This window comes from Pseudomonas urmiensis, from assembly GCF_014268815.2.
Taxonomy (GTDB): Bacteria; Pseudomonadota; Gammaproteobacteria; order Pseudomonadales; family Pseudomonadaceae; genus Aquipseudomonas; species Aquipseudomonas urmiensis.
On sequence record NZ_JABWRE020000001.1, the window covers coordinates 5,206,667 to 5,226,609 of the forward strand.

Annotated in this window: 15 protein-coding genes and 1 pseudogene; 5 read left to right on the forward strand and 11 right to left on the reverse strand. The window is 64.0% G+C overall.

From position 1 onward, the window contains the following. Position 1: 1 nt before the first annotated feature. From HU737_RS23500 to wecB, 10 genes and pseudogenes are all read right to left on the reverse strand, one after another. On the reverse strand, positions 2-664 hold the full coding sequence (locus HU737_RS23500) for an alginate O-acetyltransferase AlgF (RefSeq protein WP_186555798.1): 663 nt from the start codon (positions 662-664) through the stop codon (positions 2-4). Then, on the reverse strand, positions 661-2,130 hold the full coding sequence (locus HU737_RS23505; protein ID WP_186555799.1) for an AMP-binding protein: 1,470 nt from the start codon (positions 2,128-2,130) through the stop codon (positions 661-663). The genes HU737_RS23500 and HU737_RS23505 overlap by 4 nt, the downstream gene beginning before the upstream one ends. A 33-nt stretch (positions 2,131-2,163) precedes the next feature. After that, positions 2,164-2,400 (reverse strand): acyl carrier protein, encoded by a 237-nt coding sequence (locus HU737_RS23510; RefSeq protein WP_186555800.1) that lies wholly within the window; start codon positions 2,398-2,400, stop codon positions 2,164-2,166. Positions 2,401-2,419: 19 nt separating this feature from the next. After that, positions 2,420-3,991: an MBOAT family O-acyltransferase gene (locus HU737_RS23515; RefSeq protein ID WP_186555801.1), complete on the reverse strand. Its 1,572-nt coding sequence runs from the start codon at positions 3,989-3,991 to the stop codon at positions 2,420-2,422. Further along, positions 3,981-5,108 carry an alginate O-acetyltransferase AlgX-related protein gene (locus HU737_RS23520; protein WP_186555802.1) on the reverse strand — a complete coding sequence of 376 codons (1,128 nt, stop codon included), beginning with the start codon at positions 5,106-5,108 and terminating at the stop codon, positions 3,981-3,983. The genes HU737_RS23515 and HU737_RS23520 overlap by 11 nt, the downstream gene beginning before the upstream one ends. Positions 5,109-5,111: 3 nt before the next feature. Then, positions 5,112-6,107 carry an alginate O-acetyltransferase AlgX-related protein gene (locus tag HU737_RS23525; RefSeq protein ID WP_186555803.1) on the reverse strand — a complete coding sequence of 332 codons (996 nt, stop codon included), beginning with the start codon at positions 6,105-6,107 and terminating at the stop codon, positions 5,112-5,114. A gap of 11 nt (positions 6,108-6,118) precedes the next feature. After that, a complete protein-coding gene (locus tag HU737_RS23530) occupies positions 6,119-8,908 on the reverse strand; it encodes an NfrA family protein (RefSeq protein ID WP_186555804.1) in 2,790 nt (929 codons plus the stop codon). 74 nt (positions 8,909-8,982) lie between these two features. Continuing rightward, positions 8,983-10,629 (reverse strand): annotated as a pseudogene (locus HU737_RS23535) (glycosyl transferase family protein); the annotation flags it as partial. Positions 10,630-10,647: 18 nt separating this feature from the next. Then, positions 10,648-12,825: a hypothetical protein gene (locus HU737_RS23540; RefSeq protein ID WP_217838542.1), complete on the reverse strand. Its 2,178-nt coding sequence runs from the start codon at positions 12,823-12,825 to the stop codon at positions 10,648-10,650. 308 nt (positions 12,826-13,133) lie between these two features. Further along, complete coding sequence (gene wecB / locus HU737_RS23545; protein ID WP_186555807.1) at positions 13,134-14,270, reverse strand: non-hydrolyzing UDP-N-acetylglucosamine 2-epimerase; 1,137 nt, start codon at positions 14,268-14,270, stop codon at positions 13,134-13,136. Between the two features lie 273 nt (positions 14,271-14,543). Here wecB and HU737_RS23550 point away from each other — a divergent pair, with 273 nt between their 5' ends. From HU737_RS23550 to HU737_RS23565, 4 genes are read left to right on the forward strand one after another with little or no spacing between them, the layout of a single operon-like run. Then, positions 14,544-15,443, forward strand: a complete 900-nt coding sequence (locus tag HU737_RS23550) for a TauD/TfdA dioxygenase family protein (protein ID WP_186555808.1) — start codon at positions 14,544-14,546, stop codon at positions 15,441-15,443. Positions 15,444-15,461: 18 nt separating this feature from the next. Continuing rightward, positions 15,462-16,481: an ABC transporter substrate-binding protein gene (locus tag HU737_RS23555; RefSeq protein ID WP_186555809.1), complete on the forward strand. Its 1,020-nt coding sequence runs from the start codon at positions 15,462-15,464 to the stop codon at positions 16,479-16,481. A gap of 6 nt (positions 16,482-16,487) precedes the next feature. Further along, entirely contained in the window at positions 16,488-17,351 is an 864-nt protein-coding gene (locus HU737_RS23560; protein ID WP_186555810.1) for an ABC transporter ATP-binding protein, read from the forward strand. 14 nt (positions 17,352-17,365) lie between these two features. Further along, complete coding sequence (locus tag HU737_RS23565) at positions 17,366-18,229, forward strand: ABC transporter permease (protein ID WP_186555811.1); 864 nt, start codon at positions 17,366-17,368, stop codon at positions 18,227-18,229. Positions 18,230-18,337: 108 nt separating this feature from the next. On the opposite strand, the gene HU737_RS23570 is transcribed toward HU737_RS23565, so the two are convergent. After that, a complete protein-coding gene (locus HU737_RS23570) occupies positions 18,338-18,895 on the reverse strand; it encodes a WCX domain-containing protein (RefSeq protein WP_186555812.1) in 558 nt (185 codons plus the stop codon). A 206-nt stretch (positions 18,896-19,101) separates the two neighbouring features. Between HU737_RS23570 and HU737_RS23575 the strand changes: the two genes are divergently transcribed. Further along, positions 19,102-19,914, forward strand: a complete 813-nt coding sequence (locus HU737_RS23575; RefSeq protein WP_186555813.1) for a tetratricopeptide repeat protein — start codon at positions 19,102-19,104, stop codon at positions 19,912-19,914. Positions 19,915-19,943 lie beyond the last annotated feature (29 nt).

Genomic DNA, 19,943 nt, shown 5'->3' on the forward strand with positions numbered 1-19,943 from the left:
CTTACCGGGCAAACGCAGCAGTGCTGCTGAGTTCACCGCGCAGCACCGGCTGCTGGGCGCTGCCGGTGAGAAACAGTGCGTAGTGATCACCCGGCTGCAACTGCGGCAAGGCCAGCGCCTTGGCCTGCACCGCGCCGCAACCGGCGCTCAGGCTGGCGCTTACCGGATTGATCGCGCGGGCCTGGGTGGCGTTAGGCTTGACCTCGGCGAACAGCGTTGGGCCGCCACCGTCGACCTGCAACTGGCCGGCTGGGCAGTCACTGGCCAGGTTGTAGAAGCGCAGCTCGGCCTTCAATGCATCGTCGCTGGCAGCGCTGTCGTCCAGTACCAGTAGCTTGCCGTCGTGCAGCACCAGGCTCTGGTAGCTGTCGGCGGCGACCGTAAGGGTGCCGACGGTCTTGCCGGCAATGCGTACCGCGAAGGGTTCGCCGCCCTTGATCACGTTGTAGCTGCTGGCCAGGCGTTCGTCGCCAAGGCGCTGCGGCGGGTTCTGGCCCAGCTGCACTTCGACGCTATCCGCTGTTGGTTGCAATACCCGAACGAAGGCCGAGCCTGCCGGTGGCCGCGGTGCATACAGCTGCGCCAGCTTGCCTTCGGCATGCACCAGGGTAGGCAGGCCACTCCCGAGCAGCAGGGCAGTGGCGAGCAGGGCGGACAGTTTCATTGGGTCTCCTTGGGGCGTTTCAGGCGGGTTTCCTGGTATAGCGCGGCGAGGCGCTTGCGGTCGACCTTGTCCGACAGCGTACCGGGGAAGCGGCCACAGGCGAGCAGTTCCGAGGGAATCATATAGGAAGGCAGGCGACTGGCCAGGTGTTGCTTCCAGTCGGCCAACGCCGTAGGCAGTGGGCCGAGAGTCGCAGCTGGCAGCTCGAGCGTTTCGACAAAACCAATCATCCGCACCAGGGTGCCGTCGGGGCGGCGCAGGGCCACCGTTGCCGCAGCGCTGACGCCCGGCAGACTGGCCAGGCCCGCATCCACTTCGCCCAGCTCGATGCGGTAGCCGTGCAGCTTGATCTGGTCGTCGCGCCGGCCATGGAAGAACACCCGGCCGTGCTCGTCGATCTCGGCCAGATCGCCACTGCGGTAGGCGCGTTTGCCGTTGTGTTCGAACAGCACCGCAGCGCTCAGGTCTGGACGATTGAGGTAGCCACGCATGACGTGGTCACCGGCAATGCACAGCTCACCGTCCACCAGGAACAGCTCGGCATACGGCTTGGCGCGGCCGATCGATAGCGGCTGGGTGCCCGCGTCGAGTGGCGGCAGAATCTCGATCCAGGTGGTCGAGCAGGTCGCCTCGGTTGGGCCGTAGGAATTGATGATGCGTGCCTTGGGGAAGCGCGCCCAGAGCTGGTTGGCCAGGGTTGGGGTCAGCGACTCGGCGCCAAACACGAACACTTGCAGGTGCGGCAGGTGGGCGGCGTCGAATTCATCATTGAGCAACTGCTGGCGGACGAACGAGGGTGTCGATGCCCACACCTGCACCTGGCTGTCGGCCAAGTAGCCAACGAAGTCCAGGGGCGCTGCGATCACCTCACGCGGGCACAGCACGCACTGGCCACCTAAGGCCAGCGCGCCGCACAGGTCGAACAGCGAAAAGTCGAAGCTGAACAGCATCTGGTTCATGAACGTCGGCCGCGCGCCGAGCCCCAGGCAGTCCCGGATCCAGCCAGCGAACAGCGCCACGCTGTCGCGGCCGATCTGCACCCCTTTCGGATCGCCGGTGCTGCCGGAGGTGAACATGATGTAGGCAAGGTCTGCTTCGGCCAGCGGTGTCGCCTGGGCTACACCGGCCTCGAAGCGGTCGGTTGCTGCATCGTAGTAGTGTCCTGCGCCGACCAGCTCGATGATCCGTTGCAGTCGCTGTGGCGGGTTGATGCTGTCCAGCGGCACGTAGGTGACGCCCAGGCGCAGGCAACCGAGCATGGCCACGACGAATTCGATCTGCTTGTGGCCGCTGATCACCAGCGCCGTGCCCGCCATGATACCCGCTGCGCTGGCGCGCAGCTGCCAGGCTTCGACGGCCAGCTGCAAGCCGGCCCAGTCCAACACCCGGCTGGCGTCACGCAGCGCCGGGGCGTCGGCGTTGTGTTCAAGGTCGGCGAATTGACAGCGGTCGAAATCGAAATGCATCTGGCGGCGCTCCTGGCTACACGCTGATCGGGCTTAGCCGCGGCTGGCCTGGATGAACGCGGCCAGCGCGTCGATCGACTCCAGGTGCTCGTCGATCTCGGTCGGCGGCACCTTGCAGCCGAACTCGTTCTTCACCGCCATGACGATATCGACGGCGGTCATCGAGTCGACCAGGCCCGACTCGATCAGCAGGTCGTCGTGCTCGACGGCGGTGCCGATGACGTTTTCAATGATCTGTGCCAGTTGCTGCTTGAGGGTTTCGTCGCTCATGTCGATCACTCCGGGAAAGTCAGAATTGGAAGTACAGGAAGCGCGCTTCCTTGTGCAGGTTGATCAGGCACAGCACCAGCAGCAGCGCCATGATCACCAGCCATTTGAGGTTCGGTGCCCAGCGCAATGCGGCGGGGCCATCCAGTTGTACGCGGGCCAGCGACGGCGAGAAGCCGCCCATGATCTGCTGTGAGTTGGGCAGGAACCACGCCACTGCCAGCACCGCGAGGATATGCAGCGCCTCCAGGTGGCGGCCGAGCAGCATGCGCCAGGCATCGCCCCAGGCGATTGCAGTCGGATACACGGCCTCTGGCAGGCTGCCCAGGCCACGCAGGCCGAACATGCCTTCGACCAGTAGCACAGCGTCGTGAGTCGACTCGGCGCGGAAGAAAGCCTGGGCGACGATGACTGCGGCGAAGGTCAGCAGTACGCAGCCCGCAGTCTTCAAGCGGCTCTTGCTGGCCTTGTTGCGGCCCACCACGAAAATCCGCCAGGCATGGTTGATCGACAGGTAAGCGGCATGCAGCAGGCCAAAGATCAGGAACTGCAAACCGGCGCCGTGCCAGATGCCAGCCAGGCCCATGGTGAAGGCGGTCGGCAGCACGATGGCAGCGGCAAAGCCGCCTGCGGTGGCCGCGCCCTGGGTGCCGACCGGCAGCCCCCGCTTGCTGCGCCAGTCGGACACGGCCATGGCCACCGGGTAGTACAGGTAGGCGGTCAGGTAGCGGGTCAGGGTCATGTGCCAGCGCGACCAGAAGTCGATGATGTTGCTGGCCTTGTACGGCGAATTGAAGTTCAGCGGGAAGCGGATGCCGAACATCTTGGCCAGGCCCAGGGCCATGTCGGAGTATCCGGAAAAATCGAAATACAGCTGCAGCGCGTAGGCGATCCCGGTGCCCCAGGCGGCCCACAAACCCAGCGTGCCAGGCTCGGCAAAACCGGCATCGGCATAGGGCGCGATGGGGTCGGCGAGCAGCACTTTCTTGGCCAGGCCGATGATGAACAGCATGCCGCCGACGCTGAGGTTTTCGGCGCGGAAGCGGTAGTTATCCGGTTTGGCGAACTGCGGCATCATCTCCTTGTGATGGAGGATCGGCCCGGCGATCAGGTGCGGGAAGAAGGTCACGAACAGCACGTAGCTGAGCAGACTGCGCTCCTTGACGATGCCGGCACGACAGTCGAGCAGGTAGCCGATCTGGGTGAAGGTGAAGAACGAAATCCCCAGCGGCAAGATGATGTCGTCCAGGCGCGTGCCAGCCAAGCCCCAGTCCTGGGCAAAGTTGACCAGGGTGACGAAGTACTTGTAGTGGAACAGCAAGGCCAGGTCCGCACCGACCCCTAGGGTGGTGATCAGCAGTTGCAGGCGGGTGCGCCCAGCTGCGCCGAGGATCGCCAGGCTGACCAGGTAGTTGAAGGCGATCGAGCCGATCAACAGCAACACGAACTGCGGGTTCCACCAGCCATAGAACACGATCGAGGTGAAGCACAGCCACAACGCGGCGCCGCGCAGGCTGCGAGCGGCGATCAGGTAGTGCGCGGCCAGGGTCAGCGGCAGGAACAACAGCAAGAACAGGTATGAGTTAAAGAGCATGCTCAGCCTCGCAAGCCGGTAGCGTGGCCAGCACGGCGCGTTCATCGGCGGTTAGCGGCAGCGACAGGGCGCTTTCGGAAAACTCCCAGATCACCAGCTTGAGCGTGCGCGGCCAACGCTCACGCTTGTGCAGTGCAGCCAGCAAGGCGCCGCAGAACTGCCCGCCATCCAGGCTCTGGTTCCACACCTGTTGGCCGAGGTTGCGGCCCAGCCGCTCGCCAAAGGCGCTGCGCCGGCCATTCGAGCTGCCGACCAGGAGCACTTGCACCGCTGGCGTGTCGTCAAGCAGGCCACCGCCACGGCGCGGCACGATCTGCTCGGGCTGCTCCTGGTCCAGTGCTGGCCGCCAGGCCGCCGCGGCGTGCTCCAGGCCGGCCAAGGTGATCAGGTCGCCCATGCGTGGTTGGGCTGGGCCGGCGCCGCTGCTGTCGAACTGTTGCTCGCGTTTGCCGCCAAGCAGCGGCAGGGCCGCGGCGGCTACGGCATCGGCAGCGGCCTGGGCGCCGACGGAATTGAGGTGGACGTCGGTGCGGAAGAACCGCGGCGCCTGCTCGGCGCCTGCGGCCAGTGCCGTAGCGAGGTCGACATAGGCCACACCGGCTTCGGCCAGGCTAGCCTGCCATTGGCCCAGCCGCGCCTGCATCTGTGCCGACTGCTGCAGGCCACACAGGGCGTGGGTTTCGATCCGCGCCTTGTCTGGCACTGCCACCAGCAGCACCTGCAGGCCCTGTTCACGCAACTGCCCGCTCCAATGACGCATCAGGCGCAGGCGCGCCTCGTAGGCCCCGCGTACACCCGGTTGCGCGCGCAGACCGTCGCGATAGAACAGCCAGCCCGGGCAGCCCTGTACCACCTGCGCGCCAAGATCGCCCAGCAGGCGATAGCGCACGGCGGCGCTCAAGGTATCGGCGTTGTCCTGCAACTTCGGTTGCAGCGCTTCGCCGAGCGCCTTGCCGGCGTCACCGTCCAACCATGCCGAGGGTTTCAGCCGCGCAGGGTCGAGCTTGCCGGTGTACAGCAGCCATAAGCCGCAAGCCTGGGCGAGCAGCAGCAAGGCGATCACCGCAGCGGCATAGCGGCGGTGCGAGGGCGCAGCGGCCGGGTCGCGCTCAGCCATGCATCAACGTCCGAGGGCGCTGCGCAGGCGCTGGCGCCAGGCGTCGGCGCTCATGATCGAGGCGTTGTCCCACAGGCCGCTGGCCTGCGGGCCTTGCGCGTAGGTCGGCTCGAACATCTGCCAGACCAGCACTTGCGGCGGGTTGTTCTTGAAGTCGGCCGACTCCAGGTACTCCAGGAGCATGATCCACTGGCCGACGTTGCCCGGCTTCCAGTTCACCGAAACCGGTCGATCGACACTGTTGGAGAGCTTTTGCGGGAAACCGAAGTACGGCTGGACCATGCTGTGGCCGGTGACATGCACTGGCGCCGGGGCGCTGTCGAGCAGGCCGGTGGCCGCCGCTTGGCGGCGCACGGTGAAGGTCTCCCGGCCAGTTTGCTTGCGCTGTTCGGGGGTCAGGAAGCGTTCGGCCAGGTCACCAAAACGGCGTTCCTTGAACTCGCTACCCAGGGTCATGCCGCTGCCAGCGCTGCCCTTGAGCGCAGGCACGTCGCGCTTGATCTGCTCGGCGGTGGCCTGGGCGGTGGCGTCGGCGGCAACTTGGGTCCAGTGCTGGTCGGTGCGGTAGAACACGTCCTTGCCGCCCTGGCGCACCTGCTCGAGTACCGCTGCGTCGTCCAGGGCACTGATGCCGGCCTTGTGCAGGCTGGCGAGAATGCTCTGATACCGCTGTTGGACTTGCGCGCTGAGGGTTTTGCCTGCGGGCAGCTTGTCCTGATAGAAGCGGGTCTTGTCCGGCAGTACCAGCACTTGCAAGTGCACGCCACGCGCGGCCAGCGCCTGCTGGGCATCCTTGATCAACGCGGTGGAGGCTTCGATGCCACGGCTGTCGACTTCGGTAAGGCTGCCCCAGCCAGGGAACAACCAGCCATCCTTGCCTTGGATGACGATGGAAGAGTCATCGGCCTGGGCGTTGATCGCGGCGCAGCCGAGGCTGACGGCGAGCAAGGCGCTAGCCAGGCGTTTGCATGAAAGAGTGAACAGAGGAAGCGACAGCATGTGTGGGGTCCTCAATATGACAATGTCAGGTTCATGAACAGGCCTTCAGCCCGTTCGGTGGCACCGCCGCCGATGGCGAAGCGGTACTGGGCCGTCCAATCGAGATAGGAGCGGGGTGTGTGGTAATGGTCCTCGCGGAACCAGTAGCGCAGACCGATGCCGGGGCCTGCGGCCATCGACCAGGAGCCTTGGTCGCGGGTCAGGGAGTAGCGTTTGTTTTCCAGTACAGAGGCCAGCTCACCGCTGGCGCCATGCAGGTCAGTGGCCTGGTCCTTTTGCCAGATCACGTCGGCGGCACCGACAATGTGTGGGAACACCACAAAGTGTGGAGAGAGCCCGGCGACGCGGAAACTCCGGCCAAGACGGATTTCATTGCTGAGGAACAGCTGCTCACGCTTCATGCGCCCGTTGGCTTCGGCCAGTTTGTCGGTCTTCGAGCCTTGGTTGTCGACGTCGTACAGGGTGTAGCTCGCGGAGTTGTCTTCCAGCGAGTAGCCCAGCTGTGAGTAGGCGTCCACTGTCCACCAACTGGTCTCGTTGATGCGCAGGTCGGTGCCACGGTAGAACCCATAGGTGGCATAGGCCAGCCAACCACCGGCGCCATCCTTGAGCTTGTAGTTCAGCAAGGCGCCGTTGATTGGAGCGATGGAATTTTCGGCACGGTCTTCGTTGGCACTTTGAATCGAGTTTTGCACGTCACAGCGATCACTGTTTTTAGCCGGGTTGGCTGTACCCTCACGGGTAGCAGAACCAATCAGGAAACGCCGCTCCAGGCCGAAGGTAAAGCCAGTATCGGAAAGCAGGTAGCGAACGCCCAGGGAGCCAATGGTGCTGGGGAATCCACTGACCGATTTCGAGTCACTGGAGCCGCCATCGGGCAACGAAGCCTTGCTGCACGGGTCGATCGCGCCTTGCGATTTGAACTTGCCGCCTTCGTCCCACAGGGTATTGGACAGCCGCCCGTAAACTTCCAGAACCCCGTTCTGGTCATTGAACTGGCTAGGCCGCCAATACAGCTCGGCAGTGCTGACGACCGAATCACCCGCCGAACTCTGCCCGGCGTTGGCAATGGTGGTGCTGGGTCGCGCGCCACGGTAGCTGGTGGTCACCGTGGCGCCCCATTCGCGGTCGAAACCGGTGATGGCGCTACGGGTGTTGTAGCGCTGCTCATCGTTCAGATCGAGCGTGCCGTGGTCATCCATGTCGATGGCGTGCTTGAGCTTGCGCACGGCGGCGGGCTTGTCGCCCATCGACGACAACGCATACGCCTCGTCGAGGATGACCGTTTTAGGTGCCTTGCCGGTGTCGCGCGCGGCGCGGAAGTCTTCCCGGGCGCGGGCCGGCTGGGCGGTGCGCATGCGCAAATAGCCACGCTGCATCAGTAGCTCGGCATCGCTTGGGGTGCGCGCAATTGCATCGCTCAGACGCTGTTCAGCTTCCGCGGCTTGCTGGTCGTTGCCCGCTGCCAGGGCGGTGGTCAGCAGGCGTTGAAATTCCAGGTTGTCCGGGTCTTGTTCAGTGGCCTTGCGTGCCTGGCGGATCGCCTCCTGGTAATCCTGCCGCGCATAGGCCGCGTAGGCTTCGCTGGCTGGCCCAGCGGCGCCGCCGGCATCGGCCGGGAGCAGCTCGCACTGGGTGCCGTAAGGGGTGTCCTGGCAGGACTGGCGTGGCGCTGGGTAGTTGCTCAGGTTCAATGCGGCGCTAGGGCGGCGGTCGTCGTGCAACGTTTGTAAGCGTCGGGCCACCGCTTCGTCGTTGGCATCCAGCGGCGTCAGCAGGGCTTGGGCGCGGGCCGAGTCACCGGCGGCCAGTGCCGCGTCGATGGCGATCAGCCTCACGTTGCGCAGCTGCTCTTCGTCGAGCCAGTCCTGGGCCATGGCAGCGTCGAAGTCGTCGTTGGCCACTTGCGCCTTGCCCTGGAACTGACGCAGGTAAGCGCGCATGACCAGCATCACGGTGCTTTCGTCATCGACTTCAAGGGCGTCGTTGGCTGCCTGTTCGGCAGCGGCCGGCTGGTTGTCGAGCAGCAGCACGGTGACCAGCAACAGGCGGTGGCTGGAGATGTCCGGTGCCAGGCTGACGGCTTCACGCGCCAGCGGTACAGCGTCACCTGGGCGGTTGGCAATCAGGGCCTGGTAGGCCTGCTCGGCCGGGCGCACAGCCATCCGCCGCTTGAGGGTCTGGCGGCGGGCTTCGAGGTCGCTGGTATTGGGTGCGCCCAAGGCGATGGCGGTGCCCGCCGCCTCGGCGGCTTGCGGCCAGCGCTGCTGGGCTTCCAGGCTGTCCAGCCAGAGCAACGCCCAGGGACCTTGGCTTGGATCGGTACGAAAGGCCCGTTCGGCATCGCGCTCGGCGGCAGGCATGTCGCCTGCGTTGTAGGCTGCATAGGCCTTGGTCGCGAGCGGGAAGCCCTTCTGGTAAGCGGCTGAGGTAGCTGGGCCGCTGCCGGCACCGGGGTTGCTTTGCAGATTGACCACCGCCGCTTGCAGGCCAGGGTCGCGCACGCCGCGCTTGAGTGCGCGCTGCGCGGCCTGTCGGGCTTCATTGCGCCGCCCTAGCTTCTGCAGGGTATAGACCTTGAGCAGGTTCAGCCGGGCTACGTCTGGGCGCAGCGCCAGCGCTGCATCGACCTGTTGCAAGGCGTCGCGATAGCGCCCGCCCTGATAGCTGCGATAGGCCTGGTCGGCCTGTTCCCAGGCCACTCCTTGCAGCGGCACCTCGGGTGCGGCCGCAGCCGGCGAGATACTGGCGCAGCAGAGCAGGGCGCTGAACAGCGCGAAGGCAGGACGAGCAGAATTCATGACGGTTCGAGGACCTGTTTCTTCGCAGTTGGCGCCGGCGCCGGTGAGTCGTTGACGGGTTCGGGCTCGCCGGTCTCGCGCTGGAACAGGATCGCCTCGTTGAGGGTGTCTTCGTCCAGATAGCCGTGTTCGAGCAGAATCTGCCCCAGCGGCTTGTGTTCATCGGCCTGGGCTTGCAGGGCCTTGGCCAGAATGGTGTCGTCGATGGCGCGCCACGACAGCAACAGCTCGCCCAGACGCAGGCGTTGTTGTTGCAGCTGGTCGGAGGAGGGGAAGTCGTGCATGGTCTTGTCCCAGACCAGCGCCTTGCCCAGGAACAGATGCCCCAGGTACAGACGCCAGGCCCGGGCTGCGGCCATGGCGTTGATGAAGTTGCCGATGATCATCCGTGGCCCGGACAGCAGCGCATGTTCCCAGCCGTACAAGCGGCCGACGAAGTAGGCGCGCTGTAGCAAGCGCAGGCTCAGCGCCAGGGTGTTGGCCCACATCAGGTCGAGCAGGCCGCTGTTGGGCGAGAAGGCAGAGGGGAAGAACACGTCCCAATGACCGGTGGCGCTGATCGCCAGGAACACCAAGTGCTGGGCGAGCAGCACGTAGGCCAGGATGGCGATGAACGAGGTGATCAAACCCTTGCGATCACGGAACAACAGGTACTTGGTGGCCAGCGAGCCGGCCCAGCCAACCTGGCTCCAACCCTGCAGGCCGATGCCCAGGGTCCAGCGCGCCTTTTGCCGGTAGGCGGTGCGGAAGGTGTCAGGGAAGTACTCCCGCACGCCCAGTGGCATGTGGATCGCCACCATCTTGTCCTTGCCGTTGCCGAACCAGGTGGTGCGCTTGGCCACATAGTCGACCGGAAACTTGCCGAAGATCTGCTTCATCCCACGCCGCGCCAGGCGCGCGCCAATGTCGTAGTCCTCGGTCAGGGTGTCGGTGTTGAACGGCTGGTTGTTGGTCTCGGCCGACAGCTCCAGCAGCGCCTTGCGCGAGAAACAGGTGCCGACGCCAGCAGACGGCACCATCCGCGACATGCTCTCGCGCACCACCAAGTCCTTGGTGTGCCACTCGGCGAACTCATCCATGTAGGTGCCCGCGACCAATTCGTACCAGTCGCGCTCAAGCGAAGTAACCGGCAGCTGGATGAAGTCGATGCGCGGCAACAGGTAGTTGAAGTAGTGCAGTTCCAGGCGGTGCAGCACGTCTTCGCTGTCATGCAGGATCACCCCGGCAAACGGCTCGGGCATGCGCGCATCCTGGGCGAAGATCGCCTGGATGATCCAGTTCAGGCAGTCGGCTTTGCAGGTCGGGCCGTCGTGCGGCACTTCTACCCGCACCAACTGGCGATAGCGGCGGCGCATGCGCTCGACTTCGTCGATGGTGCGCTGGTCGTTGCAGTAGGTGCCGACGAAAATGTAGTAGTTCTTGTAGTCGAGCGAGCCGACCATGTTCTCCAGCATCGGCGCGATCACGTCGTACTCCAGCCACGCCGGGATCATGATCGCCAGAGGCTGTTCGGGCTTGGCGCGCAGTTGCTCGACAGTTAGCGGCTGATAGCGTTTACGCCGGATCAGCAGCTTGCGATAGAGCTGGCGCACCCAGTACCAGGCGTCGATGAACAGGTCATCGAGGCTGGACAGCAGGATCAGGATCCCGACTGCGGCAGTGACTACTTCCAGCACGTGGTAGTAGTCAGCCAGCAGGTAGGGCCAGTAGAGAGAGGACATGTCTGCGCCTGCCTACCGTTACTTGCCTTTGTTCTTCAGGCGCAAGTGACGTGCCAGTACACCGAGCAGCAACAGCACCAACAGGACCCCAGCCAGGGTCGGCAGCGCCCACACCAGCTGCTTGCGCCACTGATGGAACGGCGTGCCGTTGAGGTTGAGCTCAGGATCGGTGGTGTCCACCCAGGTCAGCGGGCCTTGCTCGCCAACCACCACGGCATTGCCTTGGGTCAGCAGGAACGGCACCTGCGGCACCATCGAACGGTCGCCCAGGCTGCTCCACAACACGCCGTGCTGGCCTTTGGAGTCGACCACCGACAGCGTGCCCAGAGGTTGCGGGCCTTGCAGGTCCAGTGCGGGTTGCTCAGCGCCCTGGGCTTGCAGGCGCTTGAGCTCCTCGACGCCCAGCAGCGGCTTGGCCCCAGGCAGTTCGACGTCAACCGCCAGGAACGGTTTGGCTGGCGTTACGGCGCCGCCTTCGGCCAGGACCAGTTCAGCCTGAACCGCCGACAGCGAAGCGGCGCTGGCCAGGCGGATCAGCTTGCCCAGGCTCGCTACCGGCGTTTGCAGGGCGGCCTTGTCGGTGATCAGCTGCGACTTGCCAGCCAGCAATGGCAGCAAACCGATGAAGGTGCCATCGGGCTCGGCAGCGGCCGAGGTCAGGTAGCTGGTCGGCAATACGTTGACCGGATAGCCCTGCGGGATCTCGGCGCACTCCGGCGAAACCGGTTGGCGCTGGAAGCGCACTTGGACGGTGTTGGTCACGCCCAAGGCATAGCCTGGAACGCGCGCGGTGAGGCGCTCGGGCTGGCCATCGGCATCCATCTGCATGGCGTTGAGCAAAACGTTGTTCCAGATCACCGAGGCCACTGGCGCGGTGCGCGAGGCGCCCGGTGCGGCGGCCAGGTCGAAGGTCAGCTCGCCAGGCATGCGGCCATCGACCGACACTGCGCTGAGCGGGAAGGTTGCCGTCCATTCGCCACGGCTGATCACATCGAAGTTGCTGTAGTTGCCGCCCAAGGTGCTCAGGCGCAGTTTGCCGCTGTCATTGCGCAGAGGCTCGCCTACCCGGGTGATGTGTGCCGAGGGCGAAACCAGTACGTTGCGCCAGTGCGCGTCGAGCACGCCAGCGGCCTTGGCGCCGGCATCGGCGGCTACCGCAACCAGCGCCTGGCGGCCAAGGCTTGCCAGTTGCAGCTGTTGGCTTGGCACTGCACCGGCCGCGAGGCTGGCGCGTTGCTTACGCCATTGCTGCAGGGCGGCCAGGGCCTCGTTATCGCCTTGCAGCTGTGCGGCCAAGGCATCGAGCGCGGCATTGATTTGATTGACCAGCGCGGAGTCGGCAATGGCGATGTCGGCGTGGGTGGCCTGACCATCGAGCATCAGCAGGGCGCCCAACTCGGCTGGCGAGCCCAGCGTGTGCTGAGGTTTGCCGGCCAGCGCGGCGAACGCCGGGACCTGGCCCAGGCCGGCCGGAATCTGCACACCTTCCAGGCTGACGTGTTCACCCACCTGGGGCAGGGCGCGTACCTTGGCCCGGCGCGCACTGCGCTCCAGGGCTACGCCCATCCGCCAGGCGCTGTCGAAGCTGTTGCGCTCAAGGGCGCCACTGGCGACCAGGATCACCGGCTCAGCGGGCAGGGTGCTCCAGGCATCGGCCAGGCTGTTCAGCGAGGCCATCGAGAAGCGGTAGTTCAGGCGCGTCTCTGGCGACAGGGTAAGAATGTTGGCGGTTGGCCGCGGCGGGGCGCAGAAATCCACCGATACCGGCGAGCTCCAGTCGAGGCTGAAATTAACGAAACCGTTGGCGTGACGACCGCTGTCTACGCGCAGGCTGCGGCTGATCTCGCCAGAGCCGAGGGTGACCCGCTCAGCGACTTGTGGCAGACCGTCTACCGACATGCGCAGGGTGGCAGGTTGCTGCTCGCCGCGAATGAACTCGCCTTTGATTTCCAGCCGCGCATCGCTGATGGCCACGCCCTTGGGTACCGGCAGGAAGAACGCCTGGCGATTGTCAGCCTGATCCAGCACCACTGGATTGGTGATACCCAGGTCTGCCAGCGAAACGCTGCGGCTGACCAGGTGCTGGCCGGCAATCGTTTGCAGGGCATCGCTGACCGGTGTCGCTTGGGCGACCAGCGGCGAGCTCAGTGCGGCAATCCACAGGGTGTTTTTCATGCGGCGAGGAATGTGAATCAACGATCTATCTCTGCAAAAGTCCACAAGAACCTCTGGCGTCGGCCAAAGGGTGTACGCGATGGTGTACGCGCGCGGCGCGGCAAGCCGCCCGGCAGTGCTGGAGGAAGAGATTCAATCGGAGGACAGGAGTGTGTTGCAGGTCCCTGATTCACATCGACAGCGGGCCTTCATGCAGCGGGGCGCAACTCTCTAATATCAATATGCCCATGTCAATATTTTGTTGCGTTTTGTAAGGTAATTCCGACATGGGTCAAGGTCGCGCCAATATATGTCATTTTTATGACGCATAGAGGCGCACTTACTGACGATCAGTGCGGTAGGAACGGCATAAATGGCCGACCTGTCAGTGCATTGACAATCCGTCCGCTCGCTTGGCCATCACCATAGGGGTTCACGCTGCGCGCTACCTGCTGGTAGAGCTGGTCATCGTCGAGGAAGCGCTTGACCGCTGCGGTGATGCGCTCGCTGCGGGTGCCGACCAGGCTCACGGTGCCGGCATCGACCGCCTCCGGCCGTTCAGTGGTGTCACGCATCACCAGTACCGGTTTACCCAGGTGCGGTGCTTCTTCCTGAACGCCCCCCGAGTCGGTCAGGATCAAGTGCGCGCGGCGCATGAACCAGACGAACTCGAGGTAATCCAGCGGCTCGATCAGGTGCACGTTGGGCTTGTCGGCCAAGGTCTGCATGACTACCCCGCGCACCTGCGGGTTGAGGTGCACCGGATAGACGATCTGAATGTCGTCGCGCTCGGCAAGCTCGGCCAAGGCTGCGCAGATCTGGCGGAAGCCTTCGCCAAAACTCTCTCGCCGATGGCCGGTAACCAGCACCAGGCGTCGGCTGGCATCCAGCCATGGATAGCGACTGGCGAAGCCTTCGCCGATGGCCGGCTGGCGTTCCAGCTTTTGCACGGTCAGCTCCAGCGCGTCGATCACCGTGTTGCCGGTGACGAAGATCTCGCCGTGAAGGTTTTCCTTGAGCAGGTTATCGCGAGAGGTGACCGTCGGCGCGAACAGCCAGCGGCCCATCACATCGACCACCCGGCGGTTCATCTCTTCCGGGAAGGGTTGGCTCATGTTGCCGGTGCGCAGGCCCGCTTCGACGTGGCCGATGGCGATGCCGCGCTGAAATGCCGCCAGGCAGCAAGCGGCAGCGGTAGAGGTATCGCCATGCACCAGCACGCAGTCGGGCTGGACGTCGTCGAGCAAACTGTCGATACGCGTCATCAGCCGGGCGAACAGGCCATTGAGGGTCTGCCCAGGCACCATAACATCCAGATCGTGGTCGACGGGCACTTCGAACAGTTGCAGCACCTGATCCAGCATCTGCCGGTGCTGGCCGGTGCTGCAAACGATGCTTTGCACGCCTTCGGTCGCCGCGAGCGTTTGTACCAATGGCGCCATTTTAATGGCTTCTGGCCGGGTTCCGAACAGCGACAACACCTTCATCTGGAGCGCTCCACGTGAGATTTCAAATGGCCAGCACGCTATCAGATGTGCGGCGATTTTTCTGACATTTCCGCTGGACGTACACACGCTGGGCCAGTCATATCTATATTTCTTAAAGGTATTTAAATTATTTTTCTTATGCCTTTATAGTCACTCCCACTGCGTACCTGCCGACCAATCGGCGCGCCGCACGACTTGAACCCACACGGGAGTCCCCCGTGCGTTTCTGATCGATGCGCGCCCTGAATGCCGCGCACTACGTGGGAGTGAGAAATGCCAGCCGCCTCTAACGCCTTGTCGGCCATCGACAGCGCACAGCCGCAATCCTTTGAAATTCGCCCGTTCTCCGGTGCCGTCGGCGCCGAGATCATCGGCCTGGACCTGGCCCAACCGGTCAACGCCGAGGACTTCAGCCGTATTCACCGCGCCCACCTGGATCACCACGTATTGGTGTTCCGTGACCAGCGCATCACCCCCGACCAGCAGATTGCCTTCAGCCGCCGCTTTGGCGAGCTGCAGATCCATGTGCTCAAGCAGTTCCTGCTGCAGGGCCATCCCGAGATTCTGATCGTCTCCAACATCATCGAAGACGGTCGCAACGTTGGCCTGGGCGATGCCGGCAAGTTCTGGCATTCGGACCTGTCCTATAAAGAGCTGCCAAGCCTGGGCTCGATGCTGCATGCCCAGGAGCTGCCTAGCGAAGGCGGCGACACCCTGTTCGCCGATATGCACAAAGCCTGGGACGCAGTGCCCGAAGCCCTGCGCAAGGTGGTCGAAGGCCGCGGCGCCGCGCATTCCTACACCGCACGCTACTCAGAAACCAAATTCGAGGGCAACTGGCGCCCGACCCTGACCGCCGAACAGCTCGCGCAGGTCCAGGAAGTGATTCACCCCGTGGTGCGCACCCACCCGGAAAACGGCCGCAAGGCACTGTTCGTCAGCGAAGGCTTCACCACCCGCATCGTCGGCCTGCCGCAAGACGAGAGCCGTGATGTGCTGCAGCAGTTGTACGCGTTGAGCGTGCTCGAGCAGAACATCTACCGCCACCAGTGGCAGCCGCACGACCTGGTGTTCTGGGATAACCGCTCGTTGATCCACCTTGCCACCGGCTGCCCCGCGCACCTGCGGCGCAAGTTGTTCCGTACCACTATCCAGGGCGATGCCCCGTTCTGACGACTGAGGAAATTCATCATGCGTAGATCCATCAGCCGCCTGGCGGCAAGCATCGGCCTGGGCGCCAGCCTGGTCATCGGTACCTTGGCCGCACCCACTGCGGCCCAGGCCGAAGGCAAGATCCGCATTGCCGAGCAGTTCGGCATCGTCTACCTGCTGCTCAACGTGGTCCGCGATCAGAACCTGATCGAGAAACATGGCAAGGCCGAGGGCATCGACATCGAAGTCGACTGGGCGCAGTTGTCCGGTGGCGCGGCGATCAACGACGCACTGCTGTCGGGCTCGGTGGATATCGCCGGTGCTGGTGTCGGCCCACTGCTCACCGTCTGGGATCGCACCAAGGGCCGGCAGAACGTCAAGGCCGTGGCTTCGCTGGGCAACTTCCCGTACTACCTGGTCAGCAGCAACCCTAACGTGAAGACCATTGCCGACCTGTCCGAGAAAGACCGCATCGCCGTGCCGGCGGTGGGCGTGTCGGTGCAGTCGCGCTTCCTCCAGTACGCCGCTGCCAAGCAGTGGGGCGACAAGGAATACAACCGCCTCGACAAATACACCCTGGCCGTCCCCCATCCGGATGCCACCGCCGCACTGCTGGCTGGCGGTACCGAGCTGAACGGGCACTTCTCCAATCCGCCGTTCCAGGATCAGGTGCTGGCCAACAAGAACGTGCACGTGGTGCTCAACAGCTATGACCTGCTCGGCCCCAACTCGCCGACCCTGCTGTTCGCCACCGAGAAATTCCGCAAGGACAACCCCAAGACCTACAAGGCCTTCGTCGATGCCCTGGCCGAGGCGGCTGAGTTCGCCCAGAACGACAAAGCTGCAGCGGCAGACACCTACATCCGCGTGACCAAGGCCAAGATCGACCGCGACGCGCTGATCCGCCTGATCGACAACCCGCAGTACGAGTTCACCGTCACGCCGAAGAACACCTACCCGCTGGCCGAATTCCTCTACCGGGTTGGCGCGATCAAGAACAAGCCTGAATCGTGGAAGGACTACTTCTTCCAGGACCAACGCCCACTGCAGGGGAGCTGATTGCCAATGACCGCCCCATTGCCAGGCCACACGGCCAGCAACCTGAGCCGTGTCGCCACGCCAGCGCTGCTCGCTGTGGATAACTTGAGCCTCGAATACCGCACCGCGCAACGCGTGGTGCGCGCCACTCACCAGGTCAGCTTCGAAATCGATCGTGCTGACCGTTTCGTCCTGCTTGGCCCGTCCGGTTGCGGCAAGTCGACCTTGCTCAAGGCCGTGGCCGGTTTTATCGAGCCAACCGAAGGGCAGATCCTGCTGCAGGGCCAGCCGGTCAAAGGCCCCGGCCCTGACCGTATCGTGGTGTTCCAAGAGTTCGACCAGCTGCCGCCGTGGAAGACGGTCAAGCAGAACGTCATGTTTCCGCTGCTGGTATCCGGCCAGCTCAAGCGCGCCGAAGCCGAGGAGCGCGCCTTGCATTACCTGGACAAAGTGGGCCTGGCGGCGTTTGCCGATGCCTATCCGCATACCTTGTCCGGTGGCATGAAGGCGCGCGTGGCGATTGCCCGGGCGCTGGCCACCCAGCCGAAGATCCTGTTGATGGACGAGCCGTTCGCCGCACTCGATGCCCTGACCCGGCGCAAGATGCAGGAAGAACTGCTGCTGTTGTGGGAAGAGGTGCGTTTCACCCTGTTGTTCGTCACTCACTCCATCGAAGAGGCGTTGGTGGTCGGCAACCGCATCCTGCTGCTCTCGCCCCACCCTGGGCGGGTGCGCGCCGAGGTGCATAGCCACCAGTACGATCTGGGCAGCCTGGGCGCCAGTGATTTCCAGGCCAGCGCTCGACGTATCCACCGTTTGCTGTTCGATGAAGCCCAAGAGCCTGCACAAACCGCAGACCTGGGTTTCAACGATATCCGCATCGCCTACTGACAGGAGCTCGTGCCATGACCACTACCCCTGCACGTCAGGAATACGAAGTGCAGCTGCAGCCGCTGCTCAGTGTGCCTCTGGAACGCCAACTGCCGCTGGTCCAGCGCCTGTGGCAGCAAGGTTGGCTGCGCAAGACGGTGATCCTGATTGTGTTGGCGCTGCTGTGGGAGATTGCAGCGCGCTACACCGATAACGACCTGCTGCTGCCGAGCTTTCTACAAACCGCTGTTGCCCTGTGGGACGGCATGCTCAGCGGCGAGCTACCGGCCAAGGTCGGCGTTTCGCTGATCGTGCTGCTCAAGGGCTACGTGCTGGGCATCGTGCTGGCCTTCGGCCTCACTAGCCTGGCAGTGTCGACCCAATTTGGCCGGGACTTGCTCGGCACCTTGACCTCGATGTTCAACCCATTGCCGGCGATTGCCTTGCTGCCGCTGGCGCTGCTCTGGTTTGGCCTGGGCGATAACAGCCTGATCTTCGTTCTGGTGCACTCGGTGCTGTGGGCGCTGGCGCTGAATACCTATGCAGGTTTTCTTGGCGTGTCCGAGACGCTGCGCATGGCTGGGCGAAACTATGGCCTGAAGGGTTTGCGCCTGGTGCTGCACATCCTGGTGCCGGCGGCGCTGCCGTCGATCTTGTCGGGTTTGAAAATCGGCTGGGCGTTTGCCTGGCGCACGCTGATCGCTGCCGAACTGGTGTTTGGTGCCAGCAGCGGCAAGGGCGGGCTGGGCTGGTACATTTTCCAGAACCGTAATGAGCTGTACACCGACAAGGTATTCGCCGGCTTGGCGGTGGTGATCTTGATCGGCCTGTTGGTGGAAGGGCTGGTGTTCAATACCCTGGAGCGGGTGACGGTACGGCGTTGGGGAATGCAGCGTTAGTCAGGTCTTTATCGCGGGGCAAGCCCGCTCCCACGCTGATTTGATGAGCCTTTGAGGGCGTGGGAGCGGGCTTGCCCCGCGATGAGGTGCGCATGAGCGATGCAGCTCTCAGGCCTGGTACTGGGCAGCTGCACTGCTCAAGGTCCGCCCGATCTCTTCACGCAGCGTCTGCGGCTGCTCCACCACCAAGCCATCGCCCTGGCTCAACAGCCACCAGCGCAGCGGCCAGCCATCGGTGACTGTGGCGCGCATCCGGTGCCCTTGTTCGAGCGCCGTTAGCTGCATATCCGCGCTCAACGGCGCCTCGCGCAGCTGGCGCGCGAGCCCATCGCTGACCCACGCCTGGATCTGCACCCCTGCGCCCTGCACGGGTTGCAGCGCATCATCACGCAAGAATCCCTGCAAATCGAAGTTGCCGCGCAGCTCGCCGACGGCGGTGGCCGACCAGTGCCAGCCAAACGGAATGCTCTTGTCGTTGCGCTCAAGCGGAAAGATCAGCGACAGCTCATTGAGGTCACGCTCGACCGTGCGCTTGCTGACGCTAAAGCCAACGTCGCGCAGGCGCCAGACCAGTTCGGCACTGGTAACGCCAGGGGAGCGGCTGGGCAATTGGCGCAGCAGCGCCCATTGACGGCTGAGGGTGGCGCGGGTGGTGGCGAACGGCAAAAGGTAACGTCCTTGTCTAGGCTTGCCGCAATAGGATGGCGGCACGAGCGGGGTATGGCAATTCGCCACACCGTGCTCAGATCAAGGAAGATGCATTTGGTTGCCTTCCATCAGATCGTTCGCGACAGGTTTCGTCGTGGCATCGCGCAGAATCACGCCTCAACACGGCTGCGGTCGGGGCTGTGTGTCGTTCAATGAGGATGAACATGTCTGCTGCCAGCAATATCCATTCGCTGCTCGCGCGTCTTCTGCCGGCGCGGATCGCCCCTGTGCCGGCCCGGCCGCGCCAGCGCCAACGGCTGTTCGCCGGGGTGGGCATGCCCAGCCAGCGGGCGCCGTTGGGCGAGCGCTTTGGCCTGGTCAGTCGCCTGGATGAAGCGGTCGACCTGCAAGCGGTGTACAGCGACCTGCGGCGCCTGGCCCTGGAGGGCAATGTGGCGGCGCTCAATGACCTGGGCTGGATCTGGCTCAATGGCAAGTACTGGATCGCCGATACCCAGTTGGCCGGGCACTTGCTGCGCATGGCGGCGTTGCAGGGGAGCGCTGCGGCGTGGTTCAACCTGGGTCAGCAGCACTATTTCGGCAAGGGTGTCGAGGTGTCCTACGAGCAGGCTGCCGAGTGTTATCGCCAGGCCTTCGAGCGTGGGATGCTGCATGCGGCGGCGGCCTTGGGCGATCTGTACGAAGAAGAGATCTGTGATGCCGAGCAGGACTGGCAGGTTGACCTGGTCGAGGCGTTGCGCTGGTTCATGAAGGGCGCGAAACGCGGTGAAGCGCGGTGTCGGTTTGAAGTGGGGTATCGGTTTTTACATGGCCTGTATGTTCAGAGCGATAGCAAGGCGGGGCTGTATTGGCTGGAGTTGGCTGCTGCCGCCGGGGTGATGCAGGCGGCCGAAGAGCTGGCGGTGCATTACAGCAGCCGGGATGCGGCGCGTTATCTGGACTGGCGGGATCAGGCGATCTTGATGGGCAGTAACTTGGCGTTGACCATGAAGCTGGAAGATCAGATTCAGCCTTGAGGGAGTCGGGGCCGCTCACATGAACAACA